The sequence below is a fragment of the Lachnospiraceae bacterium genome (genome assembly GCA_022794035.1).
Classification (GTDB): domain Bacteria; phylum Bacillota; class Clostridia; order Lachnospirales; family Bianqueaceae; genus CALWPV01.
On sequence record JAAWDX010000012.1, the window covers coordinates 87039 to 106299 of the forward strand.

Below are 19261 nucleotides of genomic sequence, written 5' to 3' on the forward strand. Positions count from 1 at the left end.
GATATCTAGTTTTCCTTAGAACAGCGTAATGATCGTCTTAAACAGATCCTTATCCGCTTTAATTTTTTCTTCTGAACCCTGCACACAGATATAAGGCTCCTGCATCGCCTGTGTTAGCGCCTTGGCGCTTTCATGGATCTGCTCCTGCGTGGTGCCCAGTACTTCGTCGCGAAGCTGCTGCAGATACTCCGGGGTTATGCCGCATTCCAGACGCACACAGGCGGCAGCTCCCTTCATCGATACGGTCCTTACCGGATCCAGCCCTGCAATTGTGCCGATAATATATTTGGTCAGTTCTCTCTCGCTGCAGGAGAAGGTTTCCATAAAGGGGCCTGCCTTTTCAAATACGTCGACGGTCCTCGCAAGATTAGGATCCCGGAAGGAAACCAGCCGGATCCTCCCCTGTCGGTCGATGTTCTGGAAGCATCCGTATGCACCTCCCTGCGCACGCACCTGTGACCAGAGATAATCCAGATACAAAATATGCCCCAGCACTACCATCGAGCCATGATAGGGCTGCGTGAAGCGGCCTGCTTTCGCCACATACTGCACCTTACCGGATGTGATTAAGCCCTCATTTTTCACCTCGGGCTGAACGCGGACCACTTGCTCGCTGGCATGCACGCTCTTTCCTGCCGGCAGGTCCGCTGCCAGCCTTTCTGCTGCCAAAAGAATTTCCTGTTTTTCCTCCTTCTGACAAGTGATTCTAAAGCTGATCTGCTCCTGCCGGATCAAAATATCCAGCACCTCCTGCATGCGCCGAATCGCCTCATCTGCCTGTTCATCAAAATGCTGCTCCAGCTCCTTCATAAATAAGAAGAAATCAACGCCGGTCACCTGCTCGCTATACGCCATAAGAGGAGAAAAATACGATGTCGCGCGGCTCCCGGCAACCATATGACCGGCCTGCATCATAGACTGCTCCATCCGCGAACGATTTTCTGCTACGATTTCTTTCAGCCGGCTTTTATCCGAAAAATCCGTGTGCAGCAGGATTTCTTTTGCCAGATCAAAGGCGGTCTGATTTTCCTTGATCAGATATTTGGTGCTCAGGTAAAAATAAGGCACAAAGCTGCCATCCATCTTTTCCAGCAGCGTAATGTTGGTATTCAGGCTTCCCAGATGACAGCCAATCTCATTATCCAGCTCCGTATAGGTGTAGCGCTCTGTATTCATCATTGCTAGCACTCCGGCCAGAAGACCTGCATAGGGCAAATCTTTCTCCGGCAGATAATCCATATTAAAATACAGACTTACATACGCAATATGATTGGTAAAATCTTCATAGATATAAGCTGGTTTTCCTCCCACATCTTCCAGCGCCGCGATAAACTGCGTCTGTTTCGGATCAATATCCTTTCTTTCCAGCAGAGGGAGCTTCTGCAGGTCCTCCGGCTTATCCGGACTTTGCTGCCGCTCCTGAATGCGTTTAGTCTCGGCAACCAGCTCCGCCACTTCTTCGGGCGTAAGGCCCGCCTTATAGGCATCCAGCTTTGCCTGCACCGCTTGCTGCACCTTTTGATTGAGTCCCGGCTGCGGCCGCAGCGTCACAATTGCTCCATGAGTATTTTGCAAAAGATGCGTTTGAATCATCATTTCAAAAAACCGGGGCGTATTGCGAATACGACTGAGCGGCTCCTCATAGGATAAAAGCTGGAATGGACTCTCGCCATAAAGCCAGCTATCCATACAGGATATATTCAGCATCAATCCTTTAGGCATCGATCCAAAATTGCTCTCCCGCAAAGAAAACTCCGTTGAATTGAGCGTAGCCTCTACTAGCTTAGGATCCAAGCCGTTTTGAACAATCTCTTCTAATGTTTTGCGGATAATGCGCACAAATTCATCCTTCTGCTCAGGATCTGCATTTTTCGCTACAATGCTAAAGCTTGGCTGCTGCATACTGGCATTGGCGGCTGCATATACCTCTTTGCCAATTCCCGCCTTCAGCAGCGCTGTTTTAATTGGAGCAGACTCACAGCCTCCCAGCAGCTGCGCCAGCATATCCAGCCCATAATAATTCAGCGGATCTGTCGAATGACCGGCAACCACATTGTAGCTTAAAAATGTCTTTCCCTTTGTATCCTCACCATCCGCTAAGGCATACACATGCTCCACCTCGTGAATGCTCTCAAACGCTGTCTGCTCCGGAATCTCTCCTTTTACAATCGATGCTTCAAACTCCTGCAAATAAGCTTCATGCAGAAACGTCAGATGCTTTTCCATATCTCCATTGCCGTAAAAGAAAATATAACTGTTGGATGGATGATAATAGGTCTCATGAAAGGCTCTGAACTCTTCATATGTCAGATCAGGAATAAAATCCGGATCTCCGCCAGAGCTGTTAGCATATATTGTATCCGGATATAGAGCTTTATCCACTGTATCATTTAACACCGTTTCCGGAGATGAATAGGCACCCTTCATTTCATTATAAACTACACCCTTATACTGAATGTCTCCTTCCTGCTCCTCCAGCTCATAATGCCAGCCTTCTTGCTTTAAGATAAACGGATCATGACGCAGATTAGGATGCAGCACTGCATCCAGATACACATCCATAAGATTGATAAAATCCTGTTCATTGCGGCTGGCCACCGGAAACATTGTCTTATCCGAAAAGGTCATGGCATTCAAAAAAGTATTGAGCGAGCCTTTTAGCAGCTCTACAAATGGTTCTTTGACCGGAAATTTTCTGGAACCATTTAATACGCAGTGTTCTAAAATATGAGGAATTCCTTCGTTGTTCGCTGGAGGCGTACAAAAGCTGATGCTGAATACCTTATTATCGTCTTCCGGAGCATATAAATAAAAAACCGGAGCTCCTGTCTGATTATGCCGATATAAATACCCGGTCGCCTGATATTCTGCAATTTCTCTTTTTTCGATCAGTGTATAATTTTGAATTTCCATTAAACATCCTCCCAAGTCTAAAATCTCATTTGCGTTATCTGTCTTTTGCGTTTCTATTTACTTTTTAAGTATACCGCTTTTTTCCTTTTTTTACAACAAGCAATCCTTGAATCCTATAAAAAAGAGGACACGCTCCAAGCTTTTAAAGCTTGGAAGATGTCCTCTTTTAAGCCGTGCTCTCGACTCACTGATAAGCTGCTGATACGCTGCGTTGCTGGCTGGATTCAATGATTCTTTGTTAGTTTTATCAAGAGCTTTATTGATTATAATGCTGCCCAGGTTTTGGGCCCTACGATTCCATCGGCACCGATCCCATTAGCAGCCTGAAAACGCTTCACTGCTGCCTCTGTACCACTGCCGAAAATACCGTCTATTCCGATCTGATAGCCATGCTGCACCAAAAGCTGCTGCAAAACTTTTACGTCGGCTCCCGTACTTCCGTTCCTTAAGGTAGCTCTGGTAGTTGTGTTTCCATTGGCATTACTGCTGGTAAGCACATTCCATGTTTTAGGTCCTACGATCCCGTCGGCTCCAATGCCATTGGCTGCCTGGAAACGCTTTACCATCGTTTCGGTCGTATTGCCGAATATACCGTCTGCTCCTACCGGATATCCAAGACGCGACAGAATTTGCTGCAATTCCTTAACAGCCTCTCCCGAGCTTCCCTTCTGGATCTGCGGCCTAGTGGTACTCGTTCCCGGATTGGTAGTTGTATTTCCATTAGCATTGCCACTGGTAAGTACATTCCAAGTCTTAGGTCCTACGATTCCATCGGCTCCAATGCCATTGGCTGCCTGGAAACGCTTCACCATCGCTTCGGTCGTATTGCCAAATATACCATCCGCCCCTACCGAATACCCAAGACGGGATAGAATCTGCTGCAGTTCTTTAACTGCCTCTCCAGTACTTCCTTTCTGGATCTGCGGCCTGGTGGTACTCGTTCCTGGATTGGTGCTACCACTTTCACTCATCTTAATCAGTGCTGCCCAGGTTTTAGGCCCTACCACGCCATCCGCTCCAATGCCGTTTGCGCTCTGGAACTTCTTTACTGCAGTCTCTGTATCTCTTCCAAAAATACCATCCTCATCCAGACCATATCCCAGCTTATTAAGCAGCTTCTGCATTTCCAGCACATCGCTGCCTGTTGATCCATACGAAATTGTCGCATGCGTTGTAGATGGGTCCGATGGATTAGATGGATTAGTAGGCTCTGAAGGCGTCACACTACCGCCAGTCACACACTCCACATACGTGTTAATAATCACTGTCCAAGTATCTGTGCCCACTACGCCGTCGCTTGTCAGCTTATTCTTGGTTTGAATATCCTTGACCGCACGCTGCGTATTCGCATCAAAAGTTCCTGTTACAGCAACATAACTGTAGCCAATGGTTTTCAGATAGCCCTGTACTTCTTTTACATCCGAACCGGTACTGCCAAGCTGAAGCTCATTACGCAGGCCGGCTGCCGGTCCTGTATAGACCGGATCATCCCAGTAACCGCTGCTTCCGTCTGCCTGTACACCGCTTCCGCCAGCCGTTACATATAAACGAACGATAATTTCACCATATGAATCATGATGATTTCTCGCATCCTCTAGGCTGCTATACTGCTTCGGATCATATCCCGGAACTGCCCATTTACCTCCCAGGCCTTCCCATTTGGTAACGGACCCTCTCACCGGATATTTAAATCTCGGATCCAGCAGCTTGCGGCCGCTTGGAATTTCGTTTTTGCTGGCATAGCTGTACAAATGCTGAATATGCGCCTCTATGCCTTCCTCAGGTGAATTATACTTAGCATAATCCGTCCCGTCTCCGTTTTTTAATCCGCAGAAATTATAGTAGCTGGCATTTGCCTCGCCGCCATACTTTAAATATCCCGTTTCCAGCATAGCCTGGAAAAAGGCAATATCTCCGCGGATGCCATAGTAGCTGCCAATCGTCAAATAGGCATTGGCTACCTGCTGCGCATACGCCTTTGTAATACCCGTGTTATTTTTCATCAGAAAAGCAACCATGGTGTCTGCACTCATGGTAGACGAACCCTGGATCGGGTTGTTGTACCAAGTCGTGCTGCCGGATTCCTCTCCGGAAAACTGCCCATTATATGTTCCCAGCTTAGCCTTAACCGCCGCCTTAAACTCCCACCAGCGAGCCCAGTTATTATCGGCCATGGTCAGCGGGCACACCTTTGTACCGGCATCATAGTGCCTGACCAAATGATCTATATCCAGATTATACTTCCAAAGCAAGTACGCTGCCAGATCAATGGTATTTGTCATCGCTTTGTTGTAATTGCCATCCGGATTAATACACATTTCGATTCCAAGCGAATTGTGATTGCTGATCGGCGTAGCCGGCGTCTTATATTTGATACCGCAGTGCCAGGACCCTTCACTATCATCAATGATCTGCACAACCTGCTTATCATCGACAAAATAATGAGCACTAGCCTCCCGATTTCCACCCGCAAAAAACTGATAATGCGCCATAGCATCGGCTCCGGGCTTCGGGTTGCCGGTATCGTGAATCACGATATATTCGACGTTGTTATAATCGGTATACTTATTATAGTTAATTTCATATTTATAAAAAGCAATACCTGGCGCTAACCCCATATTGGAATTATTCGCTCTAGCTGAAAACATTGCCGCACTGCTCAGCAGTCTTGCATTTGCATTGCTGTACAGCGAAATGCTCTCCAGCTCCATGCTGCCTTCTGCCGCAATCTGGCTTTCTTCCAGCTCCACATCGTCGACCACATCACTTTCGGAGGATTCATCCCCAGTGGTTTCTGCTTCAGAGCTTTCCTCCGAGGTATTTGCTTCTGCATCCGGATTGTTTGCTGCATTGGAATCTACGTTGTTTGCTTCTTCACCTTGATCAATCTGATCGTTTTGGCCGTTCAGACTGCTTTGATTGTTCGCTTCATTCCCCGTTTGATTGCTCTGTACCACTTCTGCATTTTCTTCTTGTACCTGTGCTTCACTCTCCTGTGCTGCATGAGCCGCCAGCGGCGACATCACTACAGAAGTCATGAGGAAGGTGACCGCAAGTACAAGTGTAACAGATCTTTTCCATCCTTTTTTCAACATCTCACCTCCCTGCTTAAAAAGGATGGCATCAGTATACCATCCTTTTTTCAGATCGTCAATAAATGAGACACGAAGTTTTAACAAATTATGACCGTTTTCTTTATGATCCGTAATAATCATTTAAAATTTGCTGTGCAAGCGGTACGGCTCTTTTGTCGCTTCCGCCATTTTCGATCAAGATGGTAATGGCCAAATCTACCTTGCCATTGACCTTCGTATATCCGGTAAACCAAGAATGATCCTCCCCCTGATCCACCTGAGCCGTTCCTGTTTTGCCATATACCGTGCAGCCATCCATCTGCAGAGAGGTTGCTGTTCCGTGCTCAATTACGCCGGCCATCAGCCTCTCTAAAAATGCCGCCTCCTCTGCCTTCATCACAGTGCCCCATAGCTTAGGCAAATTTTTTTGCACCTGCTTTCCTTCTGCATCAACTACCTGATCAATCATATATGGCGTATACAAAATCCCCTGATTAGCAATGGCGCAGGTGAGCATATTCATCGCAAAGGGCGTAAACTGCGTCTCCCCTTGCCCAATGGCTGTCTGCGCAATCATTCCGTCACTATCGTCATCACTAACCACAACGCTGGTTTCCGACTGCGGTAAAATAAACTCATAGGAGCTGCCAAGCTTAAGATATTCCGCTGTGCTGCGAATTGCATCGCCTCCCATAAGCACTCCCGCGCTGGCAAAAAATCCATTGCAGGAATCCGCAAATCCATTCTCAATATCCATTTCGCCATGAACCGTTCCGCCTGCACATCCAAGCGTTTCAGAGCCTATCTGATATGCCCCGGGGCATACATAGCGATAGGTCTGATAATCTGACATATTCCGATACATCGTTAAAGCCGTTATGATTTTAAAGGTCGATCCCGGCGCATATAACCCCTGTGTCGCTCTTGTATACAAGGGACTATCCTCCCTGTCTGCAATTGTCTCCCAATGATCCTTAATATCAGCAGGGTGATATGACGGCGTCGACACAAAAACCTTGCATTTCCCTGTTGAAGGCTCCGTAATCACAACCGCCCCTTTATACGCTGCCATCTGCTCGTAGATTTTCTGTTGCTGCGCAAAATCAATGGTCGTAATCACATTGCATCCTGGCAGTGCCTCCTCCTTAGCCCAGCTTTTAAGCGTGCTCAAAAGGTCCGGCGGCTGCAGCAGCAAATCATTCGCTGCCAGCTCAAGCCCCGCCTTTCCTCTGCCTACATAGCCAGTCACATGCGCAAAGGCTTCTCCATATGGATATACTCTGCCCTGGCTGCCATCCTCCTGCATTTCCGTATAGGCCAGCACCTCTCCTGAAGCAGCCAGAATAGAGCCGCGAATCACTGTTTCCTCTTCTTCATTCAATCTGGGATTATACGCGTTGGTCTGAATTTCCTTTTGATCTATGATCATAATTTTTCCGATCCAGAGGATCAGACACAGCCCCAGCGCCACAAAAATCCCTTTAATGACCTGAAAGGTATGATCATTTGCCGGCTTAGAAGGGGTCGTCGAATTCAAAGGGGCTGAGGGCTTCTTTTTTCTTTTTCCTCCCTCTTTTTCCGCGCTGCGGCTCCTCGTAGACTTCTCCGTAATAGGGACTTCCGTCTTCGTATTCCCACTGCGCCTCTTCGACAGCGGCGGCGTAGCTCTGCCGTTTTTCTTCTCTTTGCTGCTCACGTTGTCTCGCCTCCTCCCGGTCCATCCTGTACAATCGAATGACCGCTTCAATAATTCCAATCGTAATAAAATTTGACAATAAAGAGCTTCCTCCATAGCTAATAAAAGGAAGCGTAACTCCCGTAAGCGGAATCAGCTTAATGACGCCGCCCACAATAATAAACGTCTGCGACATAAACAAAACGCCAAACGCTACCAAAAGATTACGCCGAATGGTACTTTTCTCCCGCCGCCCAGTTTCCATAACAAACAGAAACATCAAAAGATAAACCAGCAGCAGCAGGATTCCAAAAACCACGCCAAACTCCTCGGCAATAGCCGAAAAAATCATGTCCGTTGTTTTAGCAGGGATATAGCCCGGCGCCCCCTGATACAACCCGGCGCCCATCCACCCGCCGCTTGTAATCGCAAACAGGCTTTGGGCAATTTGATATCCGCTGCCATTGATATCTGCCCACGGATCTATCCAAATATCAAATCTTTGCTGCACATGCCCCACAAATCGATACGCCAAAAAGGCCGCAGCCACCATGGCCAGGCAGCCTCCCCACAGAACAAAGCCCCGTCCCAGATAATCATAAGTCATCATCCAGGCTAAAATTCCAAAAATCAGCAGCGCTCCCAGGTCATTCTGCAGCAGAAGCACAATCGCCATAAACCCTGTCACTGCCCCTGCCTGAATCAAAGAAGTAAGCTTCCTTTGCTTTGTATAGAGAATTGCCAGGAAAAAGGCAAAGGTCAGCTTGACAAACTCAGAGGGCTGAAACACGAATCCCTTTATATCCGCCCAGTTCAGTGATCCACCTGCCTCACTTGGGAAAATGAAAGGCAGCACAATCAGTCCTACGCTGATGATCATATATACCGGCGCCGGAATCCTCCATATCCACCTTCCTCTAAAAAATAACAGTACAAAATTGACCAGCGCAAAGCAGGCAGCAATCCACCACACCTGCATGACCGCCGATTCCTGATCCAATCGCCAGAGCGTAATAAATCCAACACTCAGCAGCATATATACACAGTTCCACAAAAGCCGGTTTGTATGCCGGTGCAGCGTTAACAAAAGAATATACATGCCAAGCATGACGCCGCCATAAATCGTCAGCGTCTTCAGCTGCTCCCAGGGAATCCCGTCCTGCCATTCCCTGAGCAAAATTAAGATCATCGACAGAAGGTTAAACAGTACAATAATGGCTGCCTGATAGGAATACATCTCCCTGCAGGTACTGCTCGAGGGTTTTCGCCAATACAGATAATATCCAATCGCGACAAATAAAAATAGTAAAAATAAATACAGGTATTTCGATACCAGAACCATCATCTGAAACATCATTCCACCCCCTTGTCCCAATGACCTGCCTGCACCGCCAGCGCCGGCTGCCTCCTTTGCAAAATGGCCTGCCAAAGCTCTTTAACCTCTGCCGCCGTCTCCAGCGTCAGCTCCACCCTGGCCTGCGCGCCGATCCGCTTCTCATCAGAAATATAAACCGGCCGTTCCGCCAGCACCTCACTATAGCAAAGCCGGCAGTGACTGCGGACGCACATCCGCTCTCCTTTTCGGTCCTCTAAAACAATCTCATGTCCCTGCGGATGCTTATCGCAGCCTTTTACCTCACGGTAAACACATTGCTCCGAAATCATATATACAGGACGCCCGTAAACCATATAATACGTCCCCTGCAGACGAGCCAGCTCGGCTGCCTCTCTGCCGGTCAGCTCCTGACTGATCATCATACTGCCTGCATGCCGCTGCCAAAAACCAGCCGCTTCCTTATTCATAACAGCCAGATGCGGCCCCGCCTGCACCTTTGCGCCCAGGACCCGGACCAGCTCCGCCTGACCAAGCAGGTTCACCTCAAACTCCTGCACGCCCAGGCTCTGCCACTCCTGTATTTCCTTCTTCATCCAATCTGCATGCGCATTTCTTCCCACCGGGGGCAGCGCCGGCACAATTCTTTTCCCCGCGGCCAGCCGCAAAAAAGCCCGTTTATCCGCTTTTTCAAAGCCCTCCATCCGCGGCATCAATGCCGTAATACAGCTATGCTCCATTTCGCACAGCGCGCTCCACTGCTGCGGCCGGTCAAGGCCCACCCAATAGCCCTGCGCCGCTTTATCCCTGATTTGTAGCCTCTCCTGCTCTCCATCCTTTTTTTGCCATGGCTCCACCTGGCTGATTTCCTGCAAAAGGCTGCGCCTGAGCTCATTGATGGCTGATACCGGCAGAAAGCTTCCCTTTTCCATTTCAATGACTATCTCTGCCGCCTGATACCCGCTGTCCCCTGTCTTTTCCAGCTGCCGGCGCACCGCTTCCTCTGTCAGCTCCTTTGTCTGCGCCTTCATTACAGTTTGTCCCCAAACCGTATGGCCCGCCGCACTAAGCACTGCTGCCTCTCCGATTCGTGCACAGAAGCGCATCGCAAGCTGCACCTTCGGCAGCTCCCGCACTTCCTCCAGCACCCTTTTTTGCAAGACAGGATCTACAATGCGCCATACCTCCTGCCCCTTCTGAATCTGTCCCTTCAAATAAAATACGGCTTTATGCTCTCCCTGCAGCATAGACGCTGCCAGCCGAACAGACGGATAGGGTGCTCTGCCCGCACGGATCTCCAGCTCATCCCCGCTATGCAGCGTCTCCCTGCTTTCTATTTGAATCTTTCCCTTACTCGCTGCTGAAACTTTGCCGATCTGAACGCCTTGATGCTTTGGCGTATGCGGCTCGATCATATGCTCCTTATTCTGATAATACCCCTGCGTAAAGCCGCCCCGGTTAAAGAGCTGCTTCAGCTCACGCTGTTCTTCCTCCTGAACAGCGTGCACGCTTCCTGTCCTGAGATACTCATCCCGCAGCGCCGCATAATAGCGCGTAACCGCTGCCACATAAGCCTCTCCCTTTAAACGGCCTTCAATCTTAAAGGAATCCACTCCTGCCTGCATCAGCGCCTCTAATTGATCGGCCGCGCACAGATCCTTCAGATTCATCCAATAGCCTTCTCTTCCTTCCGCTCGGTATGCCAGCCGGCACGGCTGTGCGCAGGCCCCCCGATTGCCGCTTCGGCCTCCGTGAAACGAACTCAGCAGACACCGCCCTGAATAGCTGTAGCACAAAGCGCCGTGCACAAAAACCTCTAGCTGTATATTCGTTTTCTGCCGAATTTCACGAATTTCCTCCAGCGTTACCTCTCTTGCCAGCACCACCCGCTGAAAGCCCAAATCCTGCAAATACTGCGCGCCATACAGGCTCTGAACCGCCATCTGCGTGCTGGCATGCAGGGCAACCTGCGGATAATGCCTGCGGACCTCCTCTGCCACTCCCAGATCCTGTACGATCACGGCATCAATGCCAAGCGGCAGCACCTCGTCCATATAGCGTAAAAAATCCTTCCATTCCTTCTGCTTAATCAGAGTATTCAGCGTCAGATTGGTCTGCACGCCCTGCATGCGGCAAAGCCGCAGCGCCTCTTTCATATCCTCTATACTAAAATTGCCGGCCCCTCTGCGTGCATTAAAGGCCTGCCCTCCAAAATACACCGCATCGGCGCCGGCAGCAATGGCCGCTTTCAAACACGACAAATTCCCGGCCGGCGCTAAAATCTCCGGCTGAAATACTTTCACTTTTTCCTCTCTTCCTGTAAACGCTTTAGCTGCTCAGCGTACTCCTGATTTTCTGTCTCCAGATTCAGCAGTGCTTCTTCATACTGGGCAGCCGTCTCCTGCAGCTGCTTTTCCTTCTTTACCAGCTTATCCATTTTTTCTTTTAAAAGCTGAACCTGCTTCTGCAACTTGATATAATCATCTGCCAAATTGATGGCGGCAAGCATGGTGATATGCTCCTCCTCCAGTCCCTGTACGGAAAAGAGCTTATGTAAGGCGCTCAGCTTTTCATTCACGCATGCTTCAATGCGGCGCAGCTGCTCCTCCGAATCCGCTCCGCTTACCTTATAATCCTTTCCGGCAATATGCATGATGATCTGTTTCTTTTCTGTCATGTTCTCCTCTCCTTTCCTGCTTTATAGTCTCATCTGTCCTGCAGCGCCGTCCGCTACTTCTGACCGATGAAAATAGTCTAAACAAAAGGGAGTGACCATACGTCCGCGCGGCGTTCTCTGTAAAAATCCCTGCTGCATCAGATATGGCTCGCACACATCCTCAATCATACCTGCGTCCTCTCCAATGGAAGCCGCTAACGTATCGATGCCCACCGGCCCGCCGCCATAAAGCTCCATCATTGTCAGCAGCACCTTGCGATCGACTGCATCCAGTCCATTAGGATCTACTTTCAGCGCATTCAGCGCATGCTGCGCGATCGCCAGATCGATTTTTCCCTCAAATTTCACCTGTGCAAAATCCCGCACGCGGCGCAGCAGGCGATTGGCCAAACGGGGCGTCCCTCTCGATCTTCGGGCAATCTCCCCTGCCCCCTCCTGATCGATCTCTACTTCTAGGATCTGTGCCGAATTTTGCACGATCTGCGCTAGCTCCTCTACCTTATAAAACTCCATGTGATTCAGCATACCGAAGCGGTCCCGCAGCGGCGCTGATAAAAGCCCTGCGCGCGTTGTGGCGCCAATCAGAGTAAAGTGAGGAATATCCAGACGAATCGATTTGGCTGCCGGCCCTTTGCCGATCATGATGTCAACGGCAAAATCTTCCATGGCCGGATATAAAATCTCCTCAACCTGACGGTTAAGCCGGTGAATCTCATCAATAAACAGTACATCGCCTTCTGAGAGATTATTCAGGATCGCTGCCATGTCTCCGGGCCGCTCAATCGCCGGCCCTGTCGTAATTTTGATATGCACGCCCATCTCCTGTGCAATCAGGCCCGCCAAAGAGGTCTTTCCAAGACCCGGAGGGCCGTAAAACAGTACATGATCCAGCGCCTCTTTGCGCTGCTTGGCAGCGGAAATAAAGACCTTTAAATTCTCCTTTACCTCTGTCTGCCCAATATATTCTTCGAAGGAACGCGGTCTTAAGCTCCGCTCTGCTTCCTTTTCTTCTTGCTGTGCCTGAGTGTCGACAAGACGCCCAAACCTTTCCAGCCGCTCTTCCAGTTCTGTCATCTGCCTCTCCATTTCAGGGCGCTCCTGCGCCATAGTTTATATGAGCTGCTTTAAGCTCTGTTTGATGATTTCTTCCACTGCCATATCGGACTGGTAGACCTTGCTTACGGCAGCAGCGGCCTCTCCTTGGCTGTATCCAAGCGCTATCAAAGCCGCAATTGCCTCCGGCGCCGCTCCTCCGGCTGCCGGCGTGTTTTCTTCAGTTCCTGCTGGCGTCTGCCCGCCTCCGGCAAAGCTGAGCTTATCCTTCAAGTCTAAAATAATGCGCCCGGCTGTTTTCGCTCCGATCCCCGGCACCTTTGTCAGCGCCTTTTTATCCTCAGAAGCAATAGCCAAGATCACCTGATCTGTTGACATCGCCGTCAAAATGGCCAGTGCATATTTGGGTCCGACGCCGTTCACATTGATCAGCTGTTTAAAAACCTGCAGCGATTCTGTATGTAAAAATCCATATAGGATCATTGCGTCCTCCCGCACATTCATATAGGTGTGCAGCTGCACCTCTTCTCCCACGCCGATGCGCAGCAGCTCCTCCCGGATCGGCGTATATACACGAAACCCGATTCCCTGCTGCTCTACTACCACACTGCTCTCTTCAATGGCGGCCAATCTTCCTTTGATGTACGCAATCATAGCCATTCTCCTTTTTCTACACAATAAATCCCTTTGGGCGCTGCGATATACTGCATCCGAAAGTCCTTCTCATCCATCTCAAGCGCTTCCTCCTGCAGCTGAAAATCAAAGCATAGGCCTACCGTTTTTACAAAGCGGTACCGCTCTAAATAGCGGTCATAAAATCCGCTGCCATATCCAATCCGGCCTCCCTGATAGTCAAAAGCAAGGCCGGGCACCAGCATCAGCGTCTTTTGATCCGGCTCCTGCCTTCTCGCCCATGGCGCCGGCTCATAAATGCCAAACCGATTGCGCTGAAAGCTGCTTCTATCCTCCTGAAGATAAAATTCCATTCTATGACCTTCTTCTATACGAGGTAAGCAAAGCGCCTTTTGATACCGCAGGGCATGCTCCATCACCATGTAAGTTTCTACCTCTGAACGAAATGAAAAATAGGCAAAAATAGTATGCGCCTGCTGGTACAATGGACTCTTTTCCAAAAGATCCCATATACGGATGCTATCTCTGTGCGTATATGCATACTGATCTCGTTTTTCATTCATTTTCTTGCGCAGCTGCTGTTTTGTCATCGTATTTTTCTCTGCTCCTCTTTGTAAGGCTTTCTCTCTGCCGCCCTCTTCACGTATTCTGCCGCTGCCTCTGCGGCGATCATTGCTGATCCGGCTGCCCACTGCAGATTATATCCACCGCAGTCACCATCGAGATCCAGCACTTCTCCCGCCATAAAAAGCCCCTTATGCCGCCGGCTTTCCAGCTGAGCCGTTATCTCGCCGGCCTCAACGCCGCCTACCGTAATCTGCGCTTCTTCCCAGCCTCCCAGAGCAAGCACTGGCATCTCCCATTGTTTAAGGCTCTGTGCCAGCGCGCCGATTTCCTTTTTATCTAAAGAGCCAAACCCTGTTCTAGGGCTTAGTCCACTCTCTGCCAGCGCCACCGGAATCAGCGTTTTAGGAAGCCAGCCCTCCAGCGCTTCTTCGGCTGAAAAACCGCCAAGGCGCTCCTTTCTTTCCAGCAAATATACAAATAAAGCGCCTTTTTCCATTTCAGGGACCAAATCCAATGTCAAGACCGGCCTCCTGCCGCTTTGCAGCGCCTCTCCAGCGCTGCGGCTCAGATTCAAAACTGCCGGACCCGAAACCCCCTGATCGGTAAAAAGAATTTCGCCTGTCTCCCTCTGCCGGCACTCTCCCTCTATCCAAAGCGCTGCTGGTACATTGAGTTTAAGCCCTGCAAGGCGCTTCAGATAAGGAACCTGCAGCTTAAGACGGCACAGCGCCGGCCGAAGCGGACTCACCTGCATCTGCAGCCGCCTCGCAAGCTCTGCCCCTTCTCCGTCAGCCCCCAATTTAGGATACGCCTTGCCGCCCGCACACAAAAGCACAGCCTTGGCGGCAACATTTTTCCGTTTAAACGGCGCCTCCTCGCTTTTAACCTCCAGCAAATATTCACTGCGTCCATGCCGGATCTGTGTCACCAGCGTTTTCGTAACAATCTCCACAGAAAGCGCCGCCAGCTCCCGGCGCAGCACATTCAGAACGGAGGCCGCTTGCAGGCTTCTTGGAAACAGCTTGCCGGCATCACCTTCCGTATAGTCAATCCCAAGCTCCTGCCAAAACTGCCGGATCCTTTCCTCTCCCATCTGCGGCCAGAGCTGCGGTAAAAGCGCCGCCACACTGCCGTGATAATGGGAAAAATGCATATCCCGATTAGACAAATTGCACCGGCCATTTCCTGTTGACAAAAGCTTGCGCCCAATGCGATCCTTTTTTTCAAAAATACAGACGGAGGCTCCAAGACGTGCAGCCACAATCGCTGCTACCATTCCGGAGGCTCCGCCGCCAATAATTGCGATCTCTGCCATACCGTCTCTGCCCCCATTTCAATCGTTCTTATCATTATAAAATGGGAGCCCCTCTTTGTCAACCGAACGCCGCTCATTTAAAACATTCTTAAAATCCGTCTCCTTTTGTCATCCCGCCTTGAGCTCCAGCCGCATCCGGTCTGCAATCAGCGCAATAAATTCACTGTTCGTCGGCTTTCCCTTGCCCATACTGATGCTATAGGAAAACAGCTTTTCAATCGTATCCATTTTCCCCCTGCTCCAGGCCACCTCAATCGCATGCCGAATCGCTCTCTCCACTCTGCTCGGCGTGGTATCAAACTTCTTCGCAATCGCTGGATACAGCTGCTTAGTAATCGCATTCAAAATATCCATATCCTCAATGGCCATCAGGATGGACTCTCTCAGATACTGATAGCCTTTAATATGCGCCGGAACTCCCACCTCGTGGATCAGATTGGTTACCTCTGTCTCCACATCTACGCTGCGCGCCCTCACGGACGATACGGCCGGCAAAGAGCCCTTCCCTTTTTCCGGCATGGCCGGAAGCTCCTGCCGGCTCATCCCTTTCATCTGCCGAATGCGGGTTGTCAAAAGCTCCACATCGCAGGTTTTGGCCATGTAATAGGTGGCGCCGAGCGCCATCAGCTGTTCGAGCATCTGGTCACAGACTACCGAGGATAAAATAATAAATACCGGCCACGGTTTGCTTTGATTTTTCATTTGCTCTAATACACCAATGCCGTCGAGCTGCGGCATTACCAAGTCGAGCAGCACAACATCCGGCTGAAGATACTGGATCATTTCCAGTGCCTCTGCTCCGTCGCCTGCTTCTCCTGCTACCACCATATCGCTCTGCTGCTCAATCACACATTTTACGCTTTCTCTAAACGCTCGATTGTCATCTACCACTAAAACTTTTAATTGACTCACCTTTTTCTCCTTTCTCTCTGACATCAAAAGTCAACTTGTATTTACCATTATATACCATTTATGGCAAAAATCAACTATTTTATGGTAGATTTTGGTAATTTTATTCCAGCATGTTCTCAATATAGATCCCGTAGCCTTTGGTGGGATCCTTGACAAATACATGCGTGACCGCTCCGATTAGCTTGCCGTCCTGCAGAATGGGGCAGCCGCTCATGCCCTGAATAATACCGCCCGTCTCCTGCAGCAAACGCTCATCCGTAACGGTGACAACCATGCCATGATTAAAAGTAGGAAGTCCGGACGCCTTTTCTATTTGCACTGTATATTCATGGATTTCTCCATCCACAATATCACTCAAGATCACAGCCTCTCCATTTTTTACCTGATCCTTTAGGATAATCTTATATTCTGCATAGTCACCTTGCCCGCCGCTATAATGACCATATACGCCGCTTTCAGTATTTTCGGTCACTTGACCCAAAATTGTACCGGTAAGGCTGCCTTCTACCTCTCCCGGGAGACCCTCTTCGCCTTTCACAACATGGCGGATCTTGGCTCTGGTGATGAGTCCATCATGAATGGGCAGCACCTCGCCTGTATCCACATCATTGATTCCATGACCAACCGCTCCAAACAGACTGCTCTGCGGATCAACAAAGGTAAGCGTGCCAAGTCCCTGCGCGCGGTCGCGGATCCAGATTCCAATCTTTGCCTTGCCGTCCTTTCCTATTTTGGGCGTTATTGATACCTCCAGATTTTCCTCATCTCTCGTCAGCTGAATCGTAATGGGCCTTGCACCGTTTTGCGCAATGATCTCATCCACCTGTTCTACCGTTGTAACCTCTTGCCCGTTGACTCTGCGGATTTTGTCTCCTGCATATAAAATTCCTCTTGCCGGACTGCCTTCCGTCCCTGATGCGGTTTCTATTTTGCCGGTACCCAGTACCAGGATGCCATCTGTATACAGATCGATCCCCACGGTATGTCCGCCGGCCAAAAGCCTTTTCTCAGGCCATACCTCAATAGAAACTGATTTTATAGGAAGGATCCCAAAAAGCTTAATCTGTGCGCTGCTTCTTGCATATGCGCTTTCCTCAATATCCTCCCGGCGCCGGATGCTATTTTCATTTACGGTAACCCATTCGCTTTCCTGCGCTTCCAGCTCCAGCATCTCTCCGCCAAATTCCCAGCTTTGCCCTTCTATGACTCGCACGGTATCCGGCACTGCCAGCTGCACTATCAGATAGGGCATTAAAAGCACTGAAAGCATCAATAATAAAAGGCCCTTTCCAATCCATGGAGAGAGCCTTCGATTCTCTTTTTTCATCTGCTCACACCTCATGTTTTAAAAAAATCAGGTCAACACCTTATGATAGTGTGAGCGGCTTTGTCTTTCCTTATGCGCGTTCCTTTTTCTTCCAATTTTCAGCCAGAGCCTTCATCTCCGCCGCATTCTCTTTCACTGCTGCCGTAATCTGCGTTCCGCCCAGCATCCGGGCCAGCTCTTCTGCCACCTGCTCCTCGCCGAGCACCTGAATTTGCGTGGCCGTATGCTCGCCGCTAACCGTTTTTTCAATGCGCATATGGCAATCCGCCAGCGCGGCAATCTGCGGCAAATGCGTCACGCAAATCACCTGATGATAAAGCGCAATTCTGCTCATTTTTTCAGCAACACTCTGCGCTGTGCGCCCGCTGATTCCCGTATCAATTTCATCAAAAATCAGTGTACTGATCTCATCCTGCTTAGCCAGAACCGTTTTAATCGCCAACATCACACGCGACATTTCACCGCCCGAAGCAATCTGCTGCAAAGGCCGCAGCGTCTCTCCTACATTGGTACGAATCTGAAACAAAATCTGATCTGCCCCTTTGGGAGATAGCTCCTTAGGCTGCCGGCTGATTTTAAAGATTGGCTGATTAAATTGCAGTGTGGCCAGCACCTGTGTGATCTCTTCCTCGATTTTCTGCGCTGCCTCCAGTCGCCATTTTGTCATCGTCTCGGCAAGACTTTGCATTTCACTTTGCTTTTTCTGCAGCTGTGTTTGGAGCTCTTCAATGGTCTGCGCCAAATTTTGCAGCTTTTGCTGCTCGGCCTTTGTTTTCTGATAATACGCCATGACCAGCTCGCGGCTCTGTCCATATTTATTCTGCAGGTGCTGAATCTGATCGAGCCGCTGCTCCAGCTCAGAAAGCCGCTGTGGCTCTGCCTCCAGCGCCTCTCCGTACTGACGAAGCTCTCCCGCCATATCCTGCAGAACTGCCAGCTGTTCTTCCAGCGATGCTACATACGGCGTAAAAAACGAGGCGTCATACCCTTCTGCCTCTTTCAGCTTCATCAGCGCACTTTCCAGCGCATCCAGCGCCGGCTGCCCCTCGCGCCCCCTCTGACGGATCAGCATATACGCTCCCAGACAGCTTTCCTGCAGCTTCTCACTATACAAAAGCTTCCTGCGCTCTTCTTTTAGCTCCTCTTCTTCATTTTCCTTCCACGCGGCGGCCTCGATTTCATCTAATTCAAACTGCATCAAAGAAAGCAGGCGCTCTCTGTCCTTTCCTTTTTCCTGATAGACCTCCCATTCCTTTTGCAGAAGACGGGCGGCATCCCATTTTTCACGCATCTCCTTTTTTAGCGTTTCAATGCCGGGAATAAAGCGGTCCAATATGTCGATATGCCGGCTGCCGTCTAAAAGTGACTGATGCTCATGCTGCCCGTGAATATCAATCAAAAGCGCTGCTACCTGCTTGACCTGCTGTGTCGTCACCATGACCTGATTGATCTGACAGGTGCTGCGGCCGCTGGGCGCAAAGCGCCGTGAAATGAGGATCTCTCCATCCTCTGCTGCAATCCCCATCTCTTTTAGTTTATCCAAAACACCGGGCTTTTCCTCTGAAAAAAACAGATCAATCACAGCCGGGCGCGATGGGTCTCGCAGCAGCTCTTTGCTCCCTCTGCCGCCAAGCGCCAGATTGATGGCGCCTAAAATAATGCTTTTTCCGGCGCCTGTTTCACCGGTCAGTACATTCAGTCCATCCTCCAGATCCACCGTCACTTCATCAATGAGTGCTATATTTTGCACACGCAGATGTATCAGCATAGGTATCCCTCCGT

General features: G+C 49.8%; 13 protein-coding genes. All 13 read right to left on the reverse strand.

The annotated features are described in order from the left end of the window. Nucleotides 1-15: 15 nt before the first annotated feature. Nucleotides 16-2913, reverse strand: a complete 2898-nt coding sequence (locus HFE64_09665) for an insulinase family protein (protein MCI8633728.1) — start codon at nt 2911-2913, stop codon at nt 16-18. Nucleotides 2914-3176: 263 nt separating this feature from the next. Continuing rightward, nucleotides 3177-6128, reverse strand: coding sequence for a hypothetical protein (locus HFE64_09670; protein MCI8633729.1), 2952 nt, complete (start codon nt 6126-6128; stop codon nt 3177-3179). Further along, the gene (locus HFE64_09675; GenBank protein MCI8633730.1) at nt 6109-7524 is read right to left on the reverse strand and encodes a penicillin-binding protein 2; all 1416 of its coding nucleotides are present in this window, start codon (nt 7522-7524) and stop codon (nt 6109-6111) included. Before HFE64_09675 ends, HFE64_09670 begins: the two co-directional genes overlap by 20 nt. After that, the gene (locus tag HFE64_09680; GenBank protein ID MCI8633731.1) at nt 7502-9016 is read right to left on the reverse strand and encodes an FtsW/RodA/SpoVE family cell cycle protein; all 1515 of its coding nucleotides are present in this window, start codon (nt 9014-9016) and stop codon (nt 7502-7504) included. Before HFE64_09680 ends, HFE64_09675 begins: the two co-directional genes overlap by 23 nt. After that, nucleotides 9016-11298: a U32 family peptidase gene (locus HFE64_09685; GenBank protein MCI8633732.1), complete on the reverse strand. Its 2283-nt coding sequence runs from the start codon at nt 11296-11298 to the stop codon at nt 9016-9018. The genes HFE64_09680 and HFE64_09685 overlap by 1 nt, the downstream gene beginning before the upstream one ends. Further along, nucleotides 11295-11672 carry a cell division protein ZapA gene (locus tag HFE64_09690; protein MCI8633733.1) on the reverse strand — a complete coding sequence of 126 codons (378 nt, stop codon included), beginning with the start codon at nt 11670-11672 and terminating at the stop codon, nt 11295-11297. The genes HFE64_09685 and HFE64_09690 overlap by 4 nt, the downstream gene beginning before the upstream one ends. A gap of 21 nt (nt 11673-11693) precedes the next feature. Then, complete coding sequence (gene ruvB / locus HFE64_09695; protein MCI8633734.1) at nt 11694-12779, reverse strand: Holliday junction branch migration DNA helicase RuvB; 1086 nt, start codon at nt 12777-12779, stop codon at nt 11694-11696. A 3-nt stretch (nt 12780-12782) separates the two neighbouring features. Further along, the gene (gene ruvA / locus HFE64_09700; GenBank protein ID MCI8633735.1) at nt 12783-13379 is read right to left on the reverse strand and encodes a Holliday junction branch migration protein RuvA; all 597 of its coding nucleotides are present in this window, start codon (nt 13377-13379) and stop codon (nt 12783-12785) included. Next, nucleotides 13376-13948: a 5-formyltetrahydrofolate cyclo-ligase gene (locus HFE64_09705; GenBank protein MCI8633736.1), complete on the reverse strand. Its 573-nt coding sequence runs from the start codon at nt 13946-13948 to the stop codon at nt 13376-13378. Before HFE64_09705 ends, ruvA begins: the two co-directional genes overlap by 4 nt. Continuing rightward, nucleotides 13945-15240: an aminoacetone oxidase family FAD-binding enzyme gene (locus HFE64_09710; GenBank protein ID MCI8633737.1), complete on the reverse strand. Its 1296-nt coding sequence runs from the start codon at nt 15238-15240 to the stop codon at nt 13945-13947. The genes HFE64_09705 and HFE64_09710 overlap by 4 nt, the downstream gene beginning before the upstream one ends. Nucleotides 15241-15348: 108 nt before the next feature. Further along, nucleotides 15349-16176, reverse strand: coding sequence for a sporulation transcription factor Spo0A (spo0A, locus tag HFE64_09715; GenBank protein MCI8633738.1), 828 nt, complete (start codon nt 16174-16176; stop codon nt 15349-15351). Nucleotides 16177-16252: 76 nt separating this feature from the next. Beyond that, nucleotides 16253-17479 (reverse strand): SpoIVB peptidase, encoded by a 1227-nt coding sequence (spoIVB, locus tag HFE64_09720; GenBank protein ID MCI8633739.1) that lies wholly within the window; start codon nt 17477-17479, stop codon nt 16253-16255. 70 nt (nt 17480-17549) lie between these two features. Further along, on the reverse strand, nt 17550-19247 hold the full coding sequence (gene recN / locus HFE64_09725) for a DNA repair protein RecN (GenBank protein MCI8633740.1): 1698 nt from the start codon (nt 19245-19247) through the stop codon (nt 17550-17552). Between the last annotated feature and the right edge of the window lie 14 nt (nt 19248-19261).